This is a genomic window from Thalassolituus sp. LLYu03 (assembly GCF_050507655.1).
Lineage (GTDB): Bacteria > Pseudomonadota > Gammaproteobacteria > Pseudomonadales > Oceanobacteraceae > Venatoribacter.
This window is the reverse complement of sequence record NZ_CP191496.1, coordinates 404,826-423,970: the sequence shown is the minus strand read 5'-3', so window position 1 is coordinate 423,970 and position 19,145 is coordinate 404,826. Positions and strand designations below refer to the sequence as shown.

Below are 19,145 nucleotides of genomic sequence, written 5' to 3'. Positions count from 1 at the left end.
ATTCAGGAGACTCGTATGTTCAATATTGTTCTGTTTGAACCGGAAATTCCGCCGAATACCGGCAACATCATCCGTCTGTGCGCCAACACAGGTTGCCAGCTGCACCTGATTGAACCGCTGGGATTCAACATGGAAGAAAAAAGCCTGCGCCGAGCCGGCCTCGACTACAGCGAGTGGGCCAGCGTGAAAATCCACGCCAGCTACCCGGCGTTTATTGCCAGCGAACAACCGCAGCGGCTGTTTGCCCTGACCACCAAGGGCAGTACCACGCATTCGGCGGCGCAATTTGCAGCCAGCGATTACCTGATGTTTGGTCCGGAAACCCGCGGTCTGCCGGAAGATGTACGCCTCACCGTTCCACAAGAGCGCTGGCTGCGCCTGCCTATGCTGCCGCACTCACGCAGCATGAATTTGTCCAATGCAGTGGCGGTGATGGTTTATGAAGCCTGGCGGCAAATCGGGTACACTGACGGCCTTTGATTCATTACTCAGTATTTACCCATGAAAAGGATTTTTGTGTGTGCAGCTCTGCACCTGACTGCTGCATGCACCTGCTATGCGTCCATTGAGCTGGCGCTTTTCCCGGAAAAGATCAGTGATTACCCGTTCAAAGGCGCTGTCAGAACCGTAAACACCCTGCTTACCTGTGAGGACGACGATGCAAACGGAGACTTTCTGAGTTCTATTTCCTATTTCCGTGAAGATGGTTATCTGGACCAGCGGGCCATTGCAGGTCAGGAACTGGCCAAAGGATTTTCCTTTCCGCTGCTACCGGTCGATAACAAAATCCAGACCTTCAGCGATGGCAAGTTAATCAAAATACGTTCAGAAGGCTTTATTAACGAAGAGCAAACTTACGTTTCTGAAGGTGACATAAAACGCCATGGCGCGAATGGCCTGCCGACTCTCGTTAACTGGAAGGAAGGCACTCAACCAGCCCCTTCTTCTGATTCAGGGACATCTCTGGTGGGAACGGCGGAATGGCAGGACGCCCACAGCGTCCTGATCAGAGTACATTCCCAGCAACCCTTCGGCGAACGCTCCACAGTCTCCTCGTTTATTACCGTGAACGACCAGACCAGAATGTTGAGCGTTATTCAGGAGGACCCGGTGACCAGTGAACTTATTGTCGTTGCCTCTTCTGAGTACGAGGATGAACACCTGACGCTGCTCAACATGGGCAACAGAGGGCAGCAACGCTTCACATGGAAAAATAACACCCTGACACAGGTGGATATCTATGAGGGCATGGGTATTCTGGCCATGTCTGTGAAATTAGCCAACGAGCAGCAGGACGCATGCGGCAACAGGACATCCGTAGACATCGTCATGGAATCCCCGGTCAAAGAAAAACTGGATGAGCTGGACGACGTCGTTTTGCAAAACTCGCTTGAAAATTCGCCGGTACGCGATCACCTGACCGAGAAGAAAAAGCTGCTGAAAAACTGCAAACGTCTGCATCTCGATACGTCCTACGAATACTTTACGCCTTGTAACGCCGTGGCGGCAGGCAAGTAGACCGTCACCCTACTACTGATACCAGCCAATAAAGAAGGAGCCCACAGGCTCCTTTTTTATTGGCTCACAGGTCACACAACTCAGTGAGTGGTTTCCTGCTCGGCAGTGGCTGGTTGAGCCGCCTGAGCTTCCTGCTGCATGCGCTGATGGAACAGGGCATCGAAGTTGATCGGCGCCAGCATCAGGGCCGGGAAACCGCCCTTCACGACCAGGCTGTCGATGCTTTCGCGCAGGTACGGGAACAGGATGTTCGGGCACATGGCACCCAGCATAGGTTTGATCTGAGCTTCCGGAATGTTCACCATGGCAAACAGACCCGCCTGCACCAGTTCCACCAGGAACGCCGTTTCGCCTTCGTTAGACGCGGTAACCGTCACTTTTACGAACACTTCGTAGTGATTGTCGTCCAGCTTACGGGCGCCACTGTTCAGATCCAATTTGATCTCTGGCTTCCACTCTTTGGTGAAGGCCTGTGGTGCATTCGGCGCTTCAAACGAAGCGTCTTTGATGTAAATACGTTGCAGCGCAAACTGCGGCTGTTGATTGTCGGCCATCTTGTGTGTCCTTAAATGATTCTCTGTGCCCGCAGCGGTCAGTTACGCACAACCGGCAGGTTCTGATTATTCCACTCCATCATGCCGCCGGTCAGACGCACAGCATTGAAGCCTTTTTCACGCAGCATTTTGCCGGCGATGCCCACGGTCTGGCCGGTTTTACACACCAGAATGATCGGGCGTTCCTTATGCTTGTCCAGCTCACCCAGACGGCTGGCCAGATTGGCATAAGGAATGTTCAGGGCGTTGGCCAGGTGGCCGGCGCTGAAATCCTTCTTGTCGCGGATGTCGAGGACCACCGCTTCTTCTTTGTTGATCATCAGTGTCGCCTGAGCCGGAGAGACCGATGCACCACTGCGGCGACTGTTGTCCCACATCAGCGCGGCCACAAACGCACCCCAGATGCCGACCAGTTCCCAGTGGTTACCCACGAATTCAATCAGACGATCCATAACTTCTCATCATCATCAGCAGAAAAAAGAAGGCCGGAGTATAACCGCTGGCTATGACCGGAACCACCGCCCCGGAGCAAAAGACAGAGCTTTCCGCTATCGGAATCTGAGTAAAAATCAATCAGATAAGGATGCCATCAGAGGACGAACGCAATGACAATCAGGTACAATAAGCGCTTTCCGGTAAACATATCTGAGTCCGTTTGCATGAATTCGCGTCCTGTACCTACTGCACTGATTATTCTGGATGGCTGGGGCTATCGTGAGGAAACCGATAACAACGCCATTGCCAACGCCAGCACCCCAACGTGGGACCGTCTACTGCAACAGTATCCGAACGTCCTGATCCAGACCTCCGGCGAAGCTGTGGGCCTGCCGGATGGCCAGATGGGCAACTCCGAAGTAGGCCACATGAACCTGGGTGCCGGTCGCGTGGTGTACCAGAGCTTCACCCGCATCAACAAAGCCATCCGCGATGGCGAACTGCAGCAGAACGCTGCCCTGTGCGCCGCGATCGATAAAGCCGTCGCCAAAGACGCTGCCGTGCATTTCACCGGCCTGCTGTCTCCGGGCGGCGTACACAGCCACGAAGAACACCTGCTGGCCCTGCTCGACATGGCCAAAGACCGTGGCGCCAAGCGCGTTTACGTGCACGCCATTCTCGACGGCCGCGATATGCCACCGCGCTCCGCCGCGCCGTCCATCAAACTGATCGAAAACAAATTCGCCGAACTGGGCAATGGTCAGATTGCAACCGTTATCGGCCGCTTCTTCTCCATGGACCGCGATAACCGCTGGGAACGCGTTCAGGCCGGCTACGATGCCATGACACTGGCCAAAGGCGAATTCACCGCCGACAGCGCCAGCGACGCGCTGGCAGCCGCCTACGAGCGTGGTGAGAACGACGAATTCGTTAAAGCCACCATTGTTAACGGTGCCGACGGCCGTGTACAGGACAACGACAGCATCATCTTCTTCAACTTCCGTCCGGACCGCGCCCGTGAACTGACCCGCGCCTTCGTCGATGGCGATGAATTCAAAGGTTTCGAACGCGCCTCGCGTCCCGCGCTGGCCGACTTCGTAATGCTCACCGAGTACGCCGCCGACATCAAAGCCAGCTGCGCCTATCCGCCGGAAGGCCTGAGCAATGGTCTGGGCGAGTACGTATCCAATCTGGGTCTGACTCAGCTGCGCATCGCCGAAACCGAAAAATACGCCCACGTCACCTTCTTCTTCTCCGGCGGCCGCGAAGCGGAATACGCCGGCGAAACCCGCATTCTGGTGAAGTCACCGAACGTCGCCACCTACGACCTGCAGCCAGAAATGAGCGCGCCGGAAGTGACCGACAAACTGGTCGCCGCCATTAAGAACCGCGAATTCGATCTGATCGTGTGCAACTACGCCAACGGCGACATGGTGGGTCACACCGGCGTGTACGATGCAGCGGTCAAAGCGGCTGAGTGTATCGACGCCTGCCTGAAGCGCGTTACCGACGCCCTGCTGGAAGTCGGCGGCGAGTGTCTGATCACCGCCGACCACGGCAACGCCGAGCAGATGCTCGATGAGAACGGTCAGGCCATGACCCAGCACACCACAGGCCCGGTGAATCTGGTGTACGTGAATGCCCGTCAGGCGCCGGTTACCCTGAAAGAAGGCAGTCTGTGCGACGTGGCACCGACCCTGCTGACCATGATGGGTCTGGAAAAACCGGCCGAAATGAGCGGCGCCAGTCTGGTTACTTACGGCGGTTAATCATGAAACCTCTGCTGCTGGGCGGGGTTGTACTCGCCCTGTTGTGCGCACCGGTGCAAGCGGATGACGAAGCGAAACTCGAAGCGTTAAAAAGCGAAATCGCCAAGCTGGAGCAATGGCTGAACAGCGCCAAAGACGAGTTCAGCCAGCTCAACGATCAGTTGCGCAAATCCGATAAAGACATCGCCGCGCTGACCCAACAGATCGACGATACCCGCCGCAAACTGGCGGAGGAGAAAGAACGCCTAAAAAAGCTCAGACAGGAGCAAGGACAGCTCCGTGAGCTTCAGACTCAGCACAGAACGCATCTGGCCGATCAGTTACGCGCCGCTCAGCGGCTCGGCAATGAAGGTCCGGTCAAGCTGCTGCTGAACCAGAACGACCCGCAACAGGCGCAGCGCATGCTGCGCTACTTCGACTACTTCAACGTCGCCCGCATTGAGCAAATTCAGCAGATACTGGCCGAACTTGAACGCCTTGAGCACATCGCTGAACTGATCCGCGAACAGGAAAAAAGCCTGCAGCAGACCGAACAGAATCTGCTGGCCGAAAACCGCAGCCTGTCGGCCCGCAAAGCCGAGCAGGCGCAGCTGCTGGCGCGCCTCGATGCCGACATGAAAAACAGCCAGCAACGTCTGGCGCAGAAGCAGGCCGACCGTAAACGGCTGGAAAACCTGCTGTCCGAAGTACAGACCCTGCTGGTCAACAGCCCGCGTAAGAACGACGCCCGTCCGTTCACCGCCCTTAAAGGTCAGCTGCCACGTCCTGTGGCCGGCCGCGTTAACAAAGGGTTTGGCAGCCGCAACGACGACGGTCTGTCGCGCTGGGAAGGCTGGCTGATCAGCACCATGGAAGGCTCACCGGTGCACGCCGTGCATCATGGCCGGGTGGTGTATTCCGACTGGCTGCGCGGTTTTGGTCTGATCACCATCATCGACCACGGCGAAGGCTACCTCAGCCTGTACGCCCACAACGAAACCCTGCAACGCGGTGTTGGCGCCTGGGTGAATCAGGGCGATGTCATCGCCACCGCCGGTCACAGTGGCGGTCTTAAGGAACCGAATCTGTATTTTGAAATCCGTTACAAGGGCCGCCCGCAGGACCCTGCGGTGTGGCTGAAACGGCAGTGAGTTATTCTGACTTTTGTGCCATCCTTAACGCATTTACATAAAAAGGCCCGGTTAACCGCCTATGTTCACTCTGCGCACTCCCCGACTGTTGCTCGCTCTGGCCCTGACCTCATTCTTTGCAGCGCCGGCGGCGCTGGCGGAAACCCAACCGGCAAAAACGGCGGCCAGCGCCGGCCAGTTGCCGCTGCAGGAACTGCGTAATTTCACCGAAATCTTCGAGCGCATCCGCTCTTCCTACGTTGAAGAAGTGGATGACAAAACCCTGCTCGAATACGCCATTAACGGCATGCTCACCTCCCTCGACCCGCACTCGGCGTATCTGCAGCCGGATGCCTTTTCCGATCTGCAGGAAAACACCTCAGGTAAATTCGGTGGTCTGGGCATAGAAGTAGGCCAGCAGGACGGTCTGATTCTGGTGGTCACCCCCATCGACGATACGCCGGCTCAGAAAGCCGGTATTCAGGCCGGCGACCTGATCGTCAGCCTCGACGGTGAAGCCGTCATGGGCATGAGCCTGAACGATGCGGTGGAAAAAATGCGTGGCGCTCCTGGTTCGGACATCACACTGGAAATCCGCCGTAAAAACGAAAAAGAACTGCTGACCTACACCCTGACCCGCGCCGAAATTAAGGTCGCCAGTGTGCGCACCGAAAAACTCAGCGGCGACATCGGCTACGTGCGTATTACCCAGTTCCAGGAAAATACCGGCGGCGAACTGGCGGCGGCCATCGACAACTGGCGCCACGACGGCCAGCTCAACGGCATCATCCTCGACCTGCGCAATAACCCGGGTGGCGTGCTGGATGCCGCTGTGGAAGTGGTCGACAGCTTCATCAGTCAGGGCCTGATTGTGTACACCAAAGGCCGTGCTGCCAGCTCAGAGCTGAGCTATTCGGCGACCCAGCACACCCCGGCTGGCACCATTCCGACCGTGGTGCTGATTAACGGCGGCTCGGCATCGGCCTCTGAAATCGTGGCCGGCGCTCTGCAGGATCATCAGCGCGCGGTTATCGTCGGTACCCAGTCGTTCGGCAAAGGCTCGGTTCAGAGCGTGCTGCCGATCACCGAAGACAGCGCCATCAAACTGACCACGGCCCGCTACTTCACCCCGAATGGCCGCTCGATTCAGGCACAGGGTATCAAGCCGGATATCTGGGTTGAGCAGGCCGAAGTAACCACCGCAGAGCAGCGTTACTACAAAGAATCAGATCTGCCCGGCCACCTGAGCAATCCGACCGACAAAGCCAAAGATGCTAAAGCGGAAGCGGCCGGTGGCGAAGAAACCGATCTGACCAGCGACATTCTCAAGCGCGACTTCCAGCTGTATGAAGCCCATACCCTGCTGCGCGGCGTAGCGATTCTGAGTCCCCGTCCGGAGTCCTGATTGATCCGCTGGTCCCTGTTGCAGCCGCTGACGCGGCTGCTGTTTCTGCTGGTTATCTGCCTGCCCGCCCGGGCTGCCGAACTGCTGCTGATCATCGATGACATCGGCAACAACCGCACGCTCGGCGAACGCGCCGTGGCTCTGCCCGCGCCGGTAAACCTCGCCTTTCTTCCCCATACCCCGCACGCCGCCCATCTGGCGGAAGCCGCCTTTGCCCGCGGTCACGGCATCATGCTGCACGCGCCGATGGCCAATGAGCACGGCAACCGGCTGGGGCCCGGCGGCCTGACCATGGACATGGATCAGCAACGGCTGCAGCAGGTACTGCTCGACGATCTGCAGGCCGTACCGCACGTGCAGGGCATGAACAACCACATGGGCAGTCTGCTGACCCAGCAGCCAGCCGCCATGCAGTGGGTGATGGATATTGCCCGCCAGCAGGGGCTGTTTTTTGTCGACAGCCTCACCAGTCCGGCCAGCGTGGCTCTGAAGCAAGCGTCCTCAGCGGGCATTCCGGCGCTGGAGCGCGACGTGTTTCTCGACAACGACACGCAGGAAGCAGCGCTGAAAAAACAGTACGAACACGCGCTGTCGCTGGCCAGAAGCCGCGGCTACGCGGTGCTGATTGGCCACCCGTATCCGCAGACCCTGACCTTTCTGGCGGCGCAGTTGCCGCAACTCGAAAGCCGCGGCGTGCGCCTGGTCAGCGTGGAAGAGCATCTGCGTACCCGCCTCTGGCAACGTCTGGCGGCTCCGGCGGATCTGCCGTCGTCGCGTTACCTGCTGAACAGCAGCGTTCCTGCCCTTCGCCCCTGATCGAACCGGCCCCGGCGGCTTGTCGCCGCCGCGCCTTTGCACAGCCCTGCACACGCCCATACGAACCGGCACTACTGACCGGCACTTCCAACCCGTTTCCCCCTGCCCTGGCCATCGGGTGGGGCAATGGCGGCTTCGTCCGGCCGTGAGCGTCAAGGGGTGTAAATTCGGTTCTGGCCTTACCGCAATACTTGTACCATCGTTCCGAATTGAGTAACCTTTTTCACAGTTTCCGGAGGGGTCACAATGATAAGAACACTCACCCGCAACCTGCTTGCCGTTGCTGCCTTCAGCACCGCAGTCAGTGTCAGCGCTGCCGACGATTACACCAAAGAACTCTACGATCTCTATTGCACCGCCTGCCATGCCGTGAAGGCTTCCGGCGCTCCTCAGGCTTTTACCCGCGAATGGGATGACCGCATGGATCAGGGCATCGATGTGCTGGTCAACCACGCCATCAATGGCATCCGCAACATGCCGCCTATGGGTACCTGTGCTGAGTGCTCAGAAGAAGATCTGGAAAACATCATCCGCTACATGGCCAAGCAGGAGCTGTAACTATGAATCTCGATAAAGTCCGCTTAAGCCGCCGCAACCTGCTGAAAGGCGCCGGTGCCGCGCTGGTCGCCGCCGGAACCGCCGGCTGCAGCGAAACCGTCAAACCGGAAAATCCGGGTGTCATCGGCAAAGACGGCAAGCGCGTGCTGCCGTGGAGCAACTGGTCGGGTAACCAGCACTGCCAGCCGAACGAACGCCTGATTCCGAAAAGCGAAGACGAGGTGGCCGACATCATTCGCAACGCCACCCAGAACATCCGCTGTGTCGGCTCCAGCCACAGCTTCAGCGGTCTGGTTCCGACCGACCAGACGCTGCTGTCGCTGGCCCGTCTGCGTGGCATCGAAAATGTCGATAAAGACGCACTCGAGGTCGACGTTCTGGCCGGCACCCGTCTGTCGCAGCTGGGTAAAGACCTGTGGACCCACGATATGTCGACCATCAACCTGTCCGATATCGATACGCAGGCGTTCGGCGGCGTGCTCGCCACCTCCACCCACGGCACCGGTAAAGAGCTGGGCACCCTGTCGACCCACGCGCAGAAAGTGCATCTGATCAGCGCCGCCGGCGACAAACTCAGCTGCAGCGCCAGCGAAAATACCGACCTGTTCAACGCCGTGCGCAACAACTTAGGTTGTCTCGGTGTGGTGACTAAGGCGCGCATCAAAACCGACAAGGCGTACTACCTGAGAGAGTACAGCTGGATGATGTCGGAAGAAGAAGGTCTGGAACGGGCGGAAGAACTGCGCGACGCTCACCGCCACTATGAGATGTATGCCCTGCCGCACAGCGATTACATGCTCGGTATCGCCATCGACAAAATCGACCCGGCGGACATTCCGGCGGATCAGGCAGAGCCGAGCGGCGACGCCTATGAAGCTTTCCGCATGATGTCGAACCTGATCGACTACATGCCGTTTGCCCGCAGCTGGCTGGTGAACTTTGGCGCCAGCGGTGTGGAACCGGAAACCCGTTACGGCGCCTCGCATGAGATTTTCGGCAACCTGCGTGACATCCGCTTCAACGAGATGGAATACACAGTACCGGCGGAAGTGGGCCCGCAATGCCTGCGCGAAATTCTGCAGACCATCAAAAAGCAGAATATTCCGGTCATTTTCCCGATCGAGGCGCGATATATCAAAGGCGATGACGTGTGGCTGAGCCCGTTTTACAAGCGCGATGGCTTCTCCATCAGCTGCCACAACTTCCACGACAAGGACTACAAAAAGTACTTTGCCGCTATTGAGCCGATCTTCTGGAAGTACGACGGCCGCCCGCACTGGGGCAAGATCCACACACTGTCGGCCAACGAGTTCGCCGGTCGCTATGAACGCTTCGGTGACTTCCTGAAAATCCGTCAGGAACTCGACCCGCAAGGCCGCTTCCTGAACGACCACCTGCGCTACACGCTGGGAGTTGTCTGACAATTTCAGCCCGCTTACACTGGGCGGCCCGCACCGTCAGGGTGCGGGACTGACCACCCGGAACCCTGTATTGCTATGCTGACCCGACACAACCGGCTGCTGATCCTGCTGTTCGCCGGTTGCCTGACCGCGCCGCCCACCCTCGCTGACGACACGCCGTCTGTTGCCCGGGTCACGACCTCGACTGTGACGCCCTGGGGCATAGTGCACGACAACGCCCCCATGACCGGCATGCTGGTCGATTTCCAGAAAACCCTGTTTGAACGGGCGGGTGTGCCCTACACCAACCGGCCAGAGCCCTATCCGCGTGTGATTCAGAGCATTGCCGGCGGCAGCGCCGATGTGGCGGTGATGTTCGTCAGTCCGGCGGCGGATCAGATTGGCGAGAATCTGGGCAATATTGCCGAAGAGCGGATTGTGGTGGTGACCACAGCAACCGCCCGCGAGGTAACGTCACTGAATGATTTCGCCGGCAAACTGGTGGGGCACGTGCGCGGATCCAAATACGGTCCGGTGTTTGATCAGCACAATGGCATCGTCCGTACCCCGGTCACCGACGTCGAACAAGGGCTGAAAATGCTGTTGTCGGGACGGCTGGCGGCCATGGCCAGTACCGAACACTCGCTGCTGTACGCCATGTATACCGCCGGCATCGACAGCCGTCAGGTGCGCATTGCCCTGCCGCTGTTCAACGTCAAAGCCGGGCTGTACGTCAGCCATGCTGCGGCGCACGAACCCTGGGTTGCCCCATTGCGTCAGGCACTGAAAACCATGATCGACGATGGCAGCGTCAAAGCAGCGCTGTATCAGCACGACTACTGGCCGTACGCCACGTTCTGTTTCGCCGGCGGGCAGTGTCTGAATTCACGCTGAGGATTTACCTGGCCGGCGGGTGCAGCGTTATTTCTGCCCGCGACTCTTGCGGATCAGATCGTAGGCGGTCTGGATTTCCTGCGTTTTTTCTTTGGCCAGTTTCATCATTTCTTCCGGCAGACCTTTGGCCACCAGCTTGTCCGGGTGATGCTGACTCATCAGTTTGCGGTAGGCTTTTTTCAACTCGTCATCGCCGGTATCGGCTTTCACGCCAAGCACAGCGTAGGCGTTACGCAGCTGGGTTTCCTGCGACTGGCCACCGCCATGACGCTTACCCGCGCCACTCATCGCCGCCTGCACGCGGCCGTTAATCCATTCGAACTGAAACGCGGAAATACCCAACGCTTTGCAGATTTTGTCGAGCAGACGACGTTCTTCCAGCGACAGCCGGCCATCGGCATAGGCCACCATCAGCTGAATCTCGATGAACATCTGCGCCAGCCCGGCGCGCTGGGCAAACAGATTGCGCAGCAGGTTCAGGTCAGGCATCAGATCGAGATCGGGATGTTTGCCTTCGGTAAAGAACCGGATGGCGTTCTGGCGCTGACTGTCGTTCAGCCCCATCTGCTCCATGATGTTGGAGGCCGCGTTGATTTCTTCCTCGCTGACCCGGCCATCGGCTTTGGCCAGACGCCCCATCACCCGGAAGGTCGCGCGGAAGAAGACCTGCTGCACCTGCCCTTGTTTGTTGGGCGTCGCCGCTGCGTCCGGGCCCAGCAGAATTTTACCGAGTGCCTGATCAAGCAGGTGACCGGCAAACGCGCCCACCAACAGACCAAAAGGTCCGCCGCTGGCGAGGCCCAGAAAAGCACCGACGATTTTTCCGAACCAGATTTTCATCACAGCGAACGCTCCGGCTCCGTCAGGTACTGCTCCAGTTCGTGCAAGCGCTGCGGCGTGCCGACGTCCACCCAGCGGCCGGCGATCCGTTCGCCACCGACGCTGTCGTTGTCCATTGCCAGGCGCAGCAAAGGCGCCAGTGGAAAGGCACCGGCCGGACACCCGGCAAACAGCTGCGGGTGCAGCAGACTGATGCCACTGAACGTCAGGCGCGGAGCATGGGCAACGGCCTCCTGCTGCGGATTGCGCACGCGCGCACCGTCCAGCACGAAGTCGCCGTTTGGGTTGTGTTGCGGATTATCCACCAGCCAGAGATGGGCCAGATCCGCACCGAGCGAGACGCGGTGCACCGAGGCATACGACCAGTCGGTCCAGACATCGCCATTCACCAGCAGGAAGGGCTCGTCGCCGAGCAAAGGCAAGGCGTTGGCGATGCCGCCGCCGGTTTCCAGCGCTTGCGGCTCCGGCGACCACTGCACAGAAGCACCAAAGGCCGAGCCGTCACCCAGCCGTTCTTCCAGCATGCCGCCAAGCCAGGCGTGGTTGATCACCAGATCGGTAATGCCCGCCGCCACCAGCTTTTCGATGTGATGCACAATCAGCGGCTTGCCGGCCAGCGGCAACAGCGGCTTCGGGCAATGATCGGTCAGCGGCGCCATGCGGGTGCCGCGTCCCGCCGCCAGGATCATGGCTTTCATTCGGCGCTGCTGTCGCGGGTGCTGTCGGCAGACGGTGGCAGATTCGCCAGTTGCGGCATGAAGACCGAGTTCAGCCACTGATGAAAATCGGCCAGCTCCGGATAACGGGCACTCACATCCTGCAGATAACGGCAGGTGTTCGGAATGTCCTTCAGATAGCCGGTCTTGCCATCGCGCAGATTCAGCCGGGCAAAAATACCGGCCGCTTTCAGATGCCGCTGCATGCCCATGAAATCGAAATCGCGGTGGAACTGGGCCCAATCGCCCAGGTAAATGCCCAGCGGACGTGCCTGCTGCCAGTAACTGGCGGCCAGCTCTTCGACCAGCGACGACGGCCAGCGCACGTAACAGTCACGCAGCAGCGACACCAGATCGTAAGTGGCAGGACCTGCTACCGCATCCTGAAAATCGATCACCCCCAGCGAACCGTCGGCACGGACCATCAGGTTGCGTGAATGGTAATCGCGGTGCACGGCCACCACAGGCTGTGCCAGTGCGTTCTGCTTCAGCAGTGCAAAGGTATTGGCGAGCAGGGCGTCTTCACTGTCGGACAGCGTCATGCCCAGTTGCTCGATACACAGCCAGTCACGGAACAGGGCCATTTCACGGTCGAGCAGTTCGGCGTCATAGGCCGGCAGTTGCCCGGTCGGTAATCCCTGAAGGTGCAGCAGCTGGCTGATGGCGTCTTCGTACAGCGCCATCACCGACCGTTCATCCAGGCCGTCGGCATGCAGCGCCGGCCACAGCAGCTGGTCGCCAAAATCTTCCAGCAGCATAAAACCACGCTCGAAATCGTGCGCAATGACCTTAGGCACGGCCACGCCATGGTCGCGCCAGGCGCGGGCCACGGCAACAAAACGCGGGTTATCTTCCTTTTCAGGCGGCGCGTCGACGGCAATCCAGCTGTGGTTTAAATAATGAAGACGGAAGTACCGGCGGAAACTGGCATCGCCGGATACCATGGTCATATCGGTTTTAACTTCGTAGTCGGCGTGCTGGCGAATCATTGCCGCAGCCCATTGCGCGAGATCTTCCCGCCGCTGATCCATGCTGGCCTCTCAGGGTTAGTCGTTCTAGAATTGGGCGCTTTTGTGTCGCCCCGGTTCTTCAGGGAACCTGCGGTCTCTCCGCAGACTCCTAAACAGGCCTCTGAATCATTCGGACGCCTGTTGTGCGGATTCTGGCGTTAAGATAACACACTCGATTTGGATAGGCGCTAGAGCCGCACATGATTCGTATTCGACCCCAAAACCGGCGTTGCGCTCCCGTCCGGAACAGGATTTTCCAACACGCTCTGCTGCCCCTGGCAGTGGCTGTCAGCCTGCCCGTTCTGGCCGGTGAAACCTCCGGCCAACACCCGCTCAGCTGGTATCCGAAAGATCAGCTGAGTGCCGAAGAACAGGATGCCCTGCCCGAGTTCTGCCACGGTAATTACCGCACCCCCGACATTACGCCGGTGGAAGGTGGTCAGATCGAAGCCGAAGCCGACGGTTCTGTGATGCAGAAAAACGGCGATTCTGTGCTGACCGGTTCAGTGTTGCTGCGTCAGGCCGACCGCGAATTGCGCGCCGACGAAGCACGCTGGTATCAGAGTCAGGGCTATGGTGAATTCCGCGGCAATGTGTCGCTGACCACCCCGGATCTGGTCATGGAAGGCGATGGCGCCGATCTGTATCAGGAAAGCGGTAACGTCAGTTTTTACGGTGCCGAATATTCCGTACCGTCCCGCCATTTCCGCGGCACCGCCGGGCAAATCGACACCAGCGAAGAAGGCCGCATCGATCTGACCGACGCCACCTTTACCTTCTGTGAGCCGGGCCATAACGACTGGGATCTGGCAGCCAGTGAACTGCATCTGGATCAGGAAAGCGGCATCGGCGAATCCTGGCACACCCGTCTGCGCGTAGCCGAAGTGCCTGTGCTGTATGTGCCGTATTACCGTTTCCCGATCGGCGATCAGCGCATGACCGGCTTCCTTGATCCAAGCTTTACCATCAACGGTTACGGGCAGGCCGAAGACGTACAGATTCCGTTTTACTGGAATATTGCCCCCAACGCCGACGCCACCATCATCGCCCACCACATTCTCGACCGCGGCATGCTGTGGGAATCTCAGTTCCGCCACAAAACCGAATGGTTCGGTGATGGCGAACTGAACTACGGTTACCTGAATAAAGACGCCACCGAGAATGAAGAACGCTGGGGCATGAACGTCCGTCAGGACGGCACCTTCGGTCAGGGCTGGGAACACCACTGGGTGTATAATCACGTCAGCGATTCCGATTACCTGAGTGACATGAAACCGGCCGGCGCCATCGACCGCACCACCCACCTGCCGCGCCGCGGCGTGGTGCTGTGGAATCAGGACGACTGGCACTTCGACGTCACCGCCGAAAGCTTCCAGACCATTGATGACACCATCACCCTCGCCAACCGTCCGTACCGTCGCATTCCGCAGCTGAACCTCGGTTACAGCCAGGCCACCGTCAACGACTGGCTGATTGCGCAGAAGCTGCAGGCCACCCGCTTCAATCGGGAAGACAGCGCCATCATCGACAGCAGCGCCCAGACCCTGACGGGCTTTGCTGCCCTGAACGGCGACCGCATGCTGTCCGACACTACGGTCGCCTACCCGATGGAATGGCCGTTCGGTTTCCTGACGCCCAAAGCCGAATACCGCTACCGCGCCTACCAGCTGACCGATGCCGACGACACCATCGCCGACGATTTCGAGCTGAGCCCGGCCCACGGCAGTGGCCGCTACAGTGTGGACGGCGGTCTGTACTTTGACCGTGAATTTCAGTGGTTCGGTCAGGATTACCAGCAAACGCTGGAACCCCGTCTGTTCTGGGTGAAAAGCCCGTACCTCAAAGATCAGAACCAGATTCCGAACTTTGACAGCACCCGCACTACGGTCACTTACGCCAGCCTGTTTACCGGCGACCGCTTTACCGGTGGCGACCGTCTGGCCGACCTGGATCAGGTCAGCGCCGGTCTGACGACCCGCTTTATTAACGGTGCCGGCCTCGAACAGTTCCGCGCCAGTGTCGGCCGCATCTGGTACAACGACGACCGTCTGGTGCAGTTGACCGGCACTTCAGTGCCGTCCGCCGATGAACAGGCGGTATCGAGCACACTCGGCGAAGTCGAATGGAACCCGTATGAGCACTGGTCGCTCTACCACACGCTGGAATGGGATGTGTACAAAGACTTCGCCCGTCAGCGCCGTTACGGTGTGCGCTTTGAGAACAGCAATAACCGCTTCCTCAATCTGTCCACCAACACTGTGCAGATCTGGAACAGCAGCACAGAAACCGTCGATACCACGACGCGTCAGCTCGACGCCGGTTTCTTCTGGTCGCTGACTGACCGTTGGGCGCTGGTCGGCCGTCAGCTGCGCGACCTGCGCTCTTACGATGCCGACGAACGGCGCCCGCTCAGCCCGGTGCTGGAAGCGCTGGCCGGCTTCGAATATCAGAACTGCTGCTGGCGCCTGCAGTTCGTGTACCGCGAGACCTCGCCAACCGACAGCGAAAGCACGGAATACACCACGGACAAACGCTACGGCTTTATGCTCAGCATTCAGCTCAAAGGCCTGAGCACCTTTGGCGGCGGCACCGACGACATCATCAGTGAAGGCATTACCGGATACTCAAGACGACAATACCATGACTATTAAAACGTTATTTTTCAGTACCCTGCTGGCCGTCAGCAGTCTTCAGGCCACGGCCGCCCCGCAACTGCTCGACGAAGTTGCTGCGGTTGTCGATGACGACATCATTATGCAGAGCGAACTGAAGCAGCGCATGGATCAGATCCGTCATCAGAACGCAGGCAACGCCATGCCGGCCGACGATGTCCTGCGCACTCAGGTACTGGAACGCATGATCCTCGAAAGCGTGCAACTGCAGATGGCTGACCGCGGCGGTATCCGCATCAGTGACGCCCAGCTGAACGAAGCGCTGGGCCGCATCGCCGCCCAGAACAAAATGACCCTCGACCAGTTCCGCAAAGCGATGGAAAGCGAAGGTGTGTCCTTTGCCGTGGCGCGTCAGCAGATCGCCGACGAGATGCGCATCTCCCGCGTGCAGCGCTTTCAGGTCGGTGAGCGCATCCAGATTACCGATCAGGACGTCGACTACTTCCTCGCTTCTGATCTGGGCAAGATGACCTCCGCTGCCGAATACGAGCTGGGCCATATTCTGATTGCCGTGCCGGACGACGCCTCTGCGGCCGATCTGAAAAACGCCGAACAGAAAGCCCGCGATCTGGTGGCACGTCTGCGCAAAGGCGCCGATTTCCGCCAGCTGGCAATTGCCGAGTCCAGCGGCCGTACGGCGCTGGATGGCGGTGATCTGGGCTGGAAAAAAGAAGCTCAGCTGCCGGGCATTTTTGCCCCTGTGGTGCCGAAACTGAACATCGGCGACGTGTCAGACCCGATCAAAAGCCCGAGCGGATTTCACATCGTGAAGCTGAAAGATAAGCGCGGTGGTAACACCCAGCTCATCACCCAAACCAAAACCCGTCATATCCTGATCCGCACCAACGAACTGCGTGATCAGCGCGATGCCGAACAGCTGATCAACCAGCTGTACGAACGCCTGCAGGCCGGTGAAGACTTCGCCGCTCTGGCCAAGCAATACAGCGACGATCCGGGCAGTGGCGCCAGCGGCGGCGATCTGGGCTGGGTGAATCCGGGTGACATGGTGCCGGAATTCGACGCCACTATGAAAGACACCGCCGAAGGGGCCATCAGCGCACCGTTCGAAACCCAGTTCGGCTGGCACGTACTGCAGGTTGAGGGCCGTCGTCAGACCGACGTTGGCGCCGAGAACCAGCGCAATCAGGTGCGCAACGTGCTGTATAACCGCCGCTTCGAAGAAGAGCTGCCAATCTGGCTGCGTAAGATCCGCTCCGAAGCTTACGTCGACATCAAGGAACGTCCATGACGATCCGCCTTGCCATTACCGCCGGCGAACCTGCCGGCATTGGCCCCGACCTGTGCATTCAGATTGCCCAACAAGCGCACGACTGCGAACTGGTGGTGATCGCTGACCCGGCGCTGATTGAACAAAGAGCTCAGCAACTGGGTCTGCCACTGACCATCCGCCTGCTCGACGACGCTCAGACCGCGCGCCCGTCCGCCGCTGGCGAACTGTGCGTGTACCCGGTTGTCCTTGAGGCGCAGGCACAGGCCGGCACGCTGAACGTGGCCAACAGCCATTACGTGCTGGAAACCCTGCGCGTGGCGGTGCAGGGCGCACTCGATAAACGCTGGTCCGGTATCGTCACTGCGCCGGTGCACAAAGGCATCATCAATGACGCCGGCATCAGCTTCAGTGGCCATACCGAATACTTCCGCGATTACTGCGGCGTAAAAGAAGTGGTGATGATGCTGGCCACCAGCGACCTGCGCGTGGCGCTGGTGACCACCCACTTACCGCTGAAAGACGTGCCGGCGGCCATTACCCCCGAGCGCATCAAGCGCGTGACCCGCATTCTGCATCAGGATCTGATCACCTTCTTTGGCGTCAGCCAGCCGCACATTCTGGTGGCGGGCCTGAACCCTCACGCCGGCGAAGACGGCCATCTGGGGCGCGAAGAACTGGATGTGATCATCCCGACACTGAACGAACTGCGTGCCGAAGGCATGCACTTAAGCGGGCCGCTGCCGGCGGATACGCTGTACACACCCAAACATCTGCAGGGGGCTGATGCCACCCTCGCCATGTATCACGACCAGGGACTGCCGGTGCTGAAATTTCACGGTTTCGGCCGCGCCGCTAACATTACTCTGGGACTCCCGGTTATCCGCACCTCGGTGGATCACGGCACCGCCCTCGACCTCGCCGGCAGCGGCAAGGCCGACAGTGGCAGCCTGCTGACCGCCATCGACGTTGCTCTGCAAATGGCAGCCAATCATGACTGACAAACACATTCCGCAAGCGCACGGCCACAAAGCCCGTAAGCGCTTTGGCCAGAACTTTCTGCACGATCACCATGTGATCGACAAAATCGTGCGCGCCATCAATCCGAAACACAGCGATGCGCTGGTTGAAATCGGCCCAGGCATGGGCGCCATCACCGAGCCGCTACTGGAAGCCTGCGGCAAACTCGACGTCGTCGAGCTCGACCGCGACCTGATCCCGATTCTGCGCACCAAGTTTTTTAATTACCCGGAATTCACCATTCACGAAGGTGACGCGCTGAAGTTCGACTTCAACACCATCCTCAAGCCGGGTCAGCAGCTGCGCATTGTCGGTAACCTGCCGTACAACATTTCCACGCCGCTGATTTTCCATTTTCTGGCGCACCATAAAATCGTGCAGGACATGCACTTTATGCTGCAGAAAGAAGTGGTCGACCGCTTAGCCGCCGGGCCCGGTACCTCCGACTACGGCCGCTTGGGCATCATGGCGCAGTACTACTGCAAGGTAGAGCCGCTGTTTATTGTGGGTCCAGGCTCGTTCAACCCGCCGCCGAAAGTGGATTCGGCGATTGTGCGCCTGCGTCCGTACGACGACCTGCCGTACCCGGCGAAAGACGTGAAGACGCTGGAGCGCGTGGTGCGAGAAGCCTTCAGCATGCGCCGTAAAACCGTGCGTAACACCATGAAGAACCTGATCAGCGCTGAGCAGCTGGAGGCCATCGGCATCGACACCACGCTGCGTCCCGAGCGCCTGAGTCTGCCGGAGTATGTACGCATCGCCGATGCCGTATATGATCTGCTGCACGGCCAACAGGGAGACGCCTGATGAGTGACGCGCTCAGCGACAGCATTGAAGTAACAGTGGAAGCGGAATACCTCGATCAGCAATCGGTCGAGGAAGACAACCGCTTCGTATTCGCTTACCACATCCGCATTCACAACCACGGTGATCAGGGCGCTACGCTGCGTACCCGCCACTGGTTTATTGCCGACGGCAATAACGAAGTGCAGGAAGTGAAAGGCGAAGGCGTGGTGGGTGAACAGCCTACCATTGAACCGGGCGAGACCTTCCGCTACTCCTCAGGCGCCGTGCTCGCTACCCGCGTGGGCAGCATGCGCGGTTACTACGTGATGGAAGCGGACGACGGCACTTTGTTTCACGCCAGTATCCCGGTGTTTACACTGGCGACACCGAACGCGCTGAACTGAACCCGACGTTC

At 59.1% G+C, this 19,145-nt stretch carries 19 protein-coding genes; 14 read left to right on the top strand and 5 right to left on the bottom strand.

Translation table 11 applies throughout. From position 1 onward, the window contains the following. Positions 1-15 precede the first annotated feature (15 nt). Both trmL and ACQUQU_RS01985 read left to right on the top strand, forming a co-directional pair. On the top strand, positions 16-480 hold the full coding sequence (gene trmL / locus ACQUQU_RS01990; RefSeq protein ID WP_430461571.1) for a tRNA (uridine(34)/cytosine(34)/5-carboxymethylaminomethyluridine(34)-2'-O)-methyltransferase TrmL: 465 nt from the start codon (positions 16-18) through the stop codon (positions 478-480). 21 nt (positions 481-501) lie between these two features. Continuing rightward, the gene (locus tag ACQUQU_RS01985; RefSeq protein ID WP_430461570.1) at positions 502-1,518 is read left to right on the top strand and encodes a hypothetical protein; all 1,017 of its coding nucleotides are present in this window, start codon (positions 502-504) and stop codon (positions 1,516-1,518) included. 80 nt (positions 1,519-1,598) lie between these two features. Here the strand turns inward: ACQUQU_RS01985 and secB are convergent, their stop codons facing one another. Beyond that, positions 1,599-2,072, bottom strand: coding sequence for a protein-export chaperone SecB (gene secB / locus ACQUQU_RS01980; RefSeq protein ID WP_430461569.1), 474 nt, complete (start codon positions 2,070-2,072; stop codon positions 1,599-1,601). Positions 2,073-2,110: 38 nt separating this feature from the next. Further along, positions 2,111-2,524: a rhodanese-like domain-containing protein gene (locus ACQUQU_RS01975; RefSeq protein ID WP_430461568.1), complete on the bottom strand. Its 414-nt coding sequence runs from the start codon at positions 2,522-2,524 to the stop codon at positions 2,111-2,113. Between the two features lie 207 nt (positions 2,525-2,731). Between ACQUQU_RS01975 and gpmI the strand changes: the two genes are divergently transcribed. From gpmI to ACQUQU_RS01940, 7 genes are all read left to right on the top strand, one after another. Continuing rightward, positions 2,732-4,276: a 2,3-bisphosphoglycerate-independent phosphoglycerate mutase gene (gene gpmI, locus ACQUQU_RS01970; RefSeq protein WP_430461567.1), complete on the top strand. Its 1,545-nt coding sequence runs from the start codon at positions 2,732-2,734 to the stop codon at positions 4,274-4,276. A 2-nt stretch (positions 4,277-4,278) separates the two neighbouring features. Next, complete coding sequence (locus tag ACQUQU_RS01965; protein ID WP_430461566.1) at positions 4,279-5,406, top strand: murein hydrolase activator EnvC family protein; 1,128 nt, start codon at positions 4,279-4,281, stop codon at positions 5,404-5,406. A 61-nt stretch (positions 5,407-5,467) separates the two neighbouring features. Continuing rightward, complete coding sequence (locus ACQUQU_RS01960; RefSeq protein ID WP_430461565.1) at positions 5,468-6,790, top strand: S41 family peptidase; 1,323 nt, start codon at positions 5,468-5,470, stop codon at positions 6,788-6,790. Then, a complete protein-coding gene (locus ACQUQU_RS01955; protein WP_430461564.1) occupies positions 6,791-7,606 on the top strand; it encodes a divergent polysaccharide deacetylase family protein in 816 nt (271 codons plus the stop codon). It abuts the gene before it with no gap. 246 nt (positions 7,607-7,852) lie between these two features. Next, complete coding sequence (locus tag ACQUQU_RS01950; protein ID WP_430461563.1) at positions 7,853-8,164, top strand: c-type cytochrome; 312 nt, start codon at positions 7,853-7,855, stop codon at positions 8,162-8,164. 2 nt (positions 8,165-8,166) lie between these two features. Next, positions 8,167-9,585 (top strand): D-arabinono-1,4-lactone oxidase, encoded by a 1,419-nt coding sequence (locus ACQUQU_RS01945; protein WP_430461562.1) that lies wholly within the window; start codon positions 8,167-8,169, stop codon positions 9,583-9,585. 75 nt (positions 9,586-9,660) lie between these two features. Further along, positions 9,661-10,458 carry a substrate-binding periplasmic protein gene (locus ACQUQU_RS01940; protein WP_430461561.1) on the top strand — a complete coding sequence of 266 codons (798 nt, stop codon included), beginning with the start codon at positions 9,661-9,663 and terminating at the stop codon, positions 10,456-10,458. A gap of 27 nt (positions 10,459-10,485) precedes the next feature. On the opposite strand, the gene djlA is transcribed toward ACQUQU_RS01940, so the two are convergent. From djlA to ACQUQU_RS01925, 3 genes are read right to left on the bottom strand one after another with little or no spacing between them, the layout of a single operon-like run. Next, entirely contained in the window at positions 10,486-11,298 is an 813-nt protein-coding gene (djlA, locus tag ACQUQU_RS01935; protein WP_430463005.1) for a co-chaperone DjlA, read from the bottom strand. Beyond that, positions 11,298-11,996, bottom strand: coding sequence for an N-acetylmuramate alpha-1-phosphate uridylyltransferase MurU (gene murU, locus ACQUQU_RS01930; protein ID WP_430461560.1), 699 nt, complete (start codon positions 11,994-11,996; stop codon positions 11,298-11,300). Before murU ends, djlA begins: the two co-directional genes overlap by 1 nt. Next, positions 11,993-13,045: an aminoglycoside phosphotransferase family protein gene (locus ACQUQU_RS01925; protein ID WP_430461559.1), complete on the bottom strand. Its 1,053-nt coding sequence runs from the start codon at positions 13,043-13,045 to the stop codon at positions 11,993-11,995. The genes murU and ACQUQU_RS01925 overlap by 4 nt, the downstream gene beginning before the upstream one ends. Before the next feature lie 260 nt (positions 13,046-13,305). Between ACQUQU_RS01925 and ACQUQU_RS01920 the strand changes: the two genes are divergently transcribed. From ACQUQU_RS01920 to apaG, 5 genes are read left to right on the top strand one after another with little or no spacing between them, the layout of a single operon-like run. Next, entirely contained in the window at positions 13,306-15,675 is a 2,370-nt protein-coding gene (locus tag ACQUQU_RS01920; protein ID WP_430461558.1) for an LPS-assembly protein LptD, read from the top strand. Further along, positions 15,665-16,945, top strand: a complete 1,281-nt coding sequence (locus ACQUQU_RS01915) for a peptidylprolyl isomerase (protein WP_430461557.1) — start codon at positions 15,665-15,667, stop codon at positions 16,943-16,945. The genes ACQUQU_RS01920 and ACQUQU_RS01915 overlap by 11 nt, the downstream gene beginning before the upstream one ends. Beyond that, positions 16,942-17,925 carry a 4-hydroxythreonine-4-phosphate dehydrogenase PdxA gene (gene pdxA, locus ACQUQU_RS01910; RefSeq protein ID WP_430461556.1) on the top strand — a complete coding sequence of 328 codons (984 nt, stop codon included), beginning with the start codon at positions 16,942-16,944 and terminating at the stop codon, positions 17,923-17,925. Before ACQUQU_RS01915 ends, pdxA begins: the two co-directional genes overlap by 4 nt. Beyond that, positions 17,918-18,751: a 16S rRNA (adenine(1518)-N(6)/adenine(1519)-N(6))-dimethyltransferase RsmA gene (rsmA, locus tag ACQUQU_RS01905; RefSeq protein ID WP_430461555.1), complete on the top strand. Its 834-nt coding sequence runs from the start codon at positions 17,918-17,920 to the stop codon at positions 18,749-18,751. Before pdxA ends, rsmA begins: the two co-directional genes overlap by 8 nt. Beyond that, positions 18,751-19,134 carry a Co2+/Mg2+ efflux protein ApaG gene (gene apaG / locus ACQUQU_RS01900; RefSeq protein WP_430461554.1) on the top strand — a complete coding sequence of 128 codons (384 nt, stop codon included), beginning with the start codon at positions 18,751-18,753 and terminating at the stop codon, positions 19,132-19,134. Before rsmA ends, apaG begins: the two co-directional genes overlap by 1 nt. The last annotated feature ends 11 nt before the right edge of the window (positions 19,135-19,145 follow it).

Excerpts from the sequence above, each read along its gene's own strand:
- ACQUQU_RS01965 (WP_430461566.1), top strand. The coding sequence starts at position 4,279 with ATGAAACCTCTGCTGCTGGGCGGGGTTGTACTCGCCCTGTTGTGCGCA.
- ACQUQU_RS01925 (WP_430461559.1), bottom strand. The coding sequence starts at position 13,045 with ATGGATCAGCGGCGGGAAGATCTCGCGCAATGGGCTGCGGCAATGATT.
- ACQUQU_RS01950 (WP_430461563.1), top strand. The coding sequence starts at position 7,853 with ATGATAAGAACACTCACCCGCAACCTGCTTGCCGTTGCTGCCTTCAGC.
- gpmI (WP_430461567.1), top strand. The coding sequence starts at position 2,732 with ATGAATTCGCGTCCTGTACCTACTGCACTGATTATTCTGGATGGCTGG.
- ACQUQU_RS01975 (WP_430461568.1), bottom strand. The coding sequence starts at position 2,524 with ATGGATCGTCTGATTGAATTCGTGGGTAACCACTGGGAACTGGTCGGC.
- rsmA (WP_430461555.1), top strand. The coding sequence starts at position 17,918 with ATGACTGACAAACACATTCCGCAAGCGCACGGCCACAAAGCCCGTAAG.
- ACQUQU_RS01985 (WP_430461570.1), top strand. The coding sequence starts at position 502 with ATGAAAAGGATTTTTGTGTGTGCAGCTCTGCACCTGACTGCTGCATGC.
- ACQUQU_RS01960 (WP_430461565.1), top strand. The coding sequence starts at position 5,468 with ATGTTCACTCTGCGCACTCCCCGACTGTTGCTCGCTCTGGCCCTGACC.
- ACQUQU_RS01945 (WP_430461562.1), top strand. The coding sequence starts at position 8,167 with ATGAATCTCGATAAAGTCCGCTTAAGCCGCCGCAACCTGCTGAAAGGC.
- djlA (WP_430463005.1), bottom strand. The coding sequence starts at position 11,298 with ATGAAAATCTGGTTCGGAAAAATCGTCGGTGCTTTTCTGGGCCTCGCC.
- apaG (WP_430461554.1), top strand. The coding sequence starts at position 18,751 with ATGAGTGACGCGCTCAGCGACAGCATTGAAGTAACAGTGGAAGCGGAA.
- murU (WP_430461560.1), bottom strand. The coding sequence starts at position 11,996 with ATGAAAGCCATGATCCTGGCGGCGGGACGCGGCACCCGCATGGCGCCG.
- trmL (WP_430461571.1), top strand. The coding sequence starts at position 16 with ATGTTCAATATTGTTCTGTTTGAACCGGAAATTCCGCCGAATACCGGC.
- secB (WP_430461569.1), bottom strand. The coding sequence starts at position 2,072 with ATGGCCGACAATCAACAGCCGCAGTTTGCGCTGCAACGTATTTACATC.
- ACQUQU_RS01940 (WP_430461561.1), top strand. The coding sequence starts at position 9,661 with ATGCTGACCCGACACAACCGGCTGCTGATCCTGCTGTTCGCCGGTTGC.
- ACQUQU_RS01915 (WP_430461557.1), top strand. The coding sequence starts at position 15,665 with ATGACTATTAAAACGTTATTTTTCAGTACCCTGCTGGCCGTCAGCAGT.
- pdxA (WP_430461556.1), top strand. The coding sequence starts at position 16,942 with ATGACGATCCGCCTTGCCATTACCGCCGGCGAACCTGCCGGCATTGGC.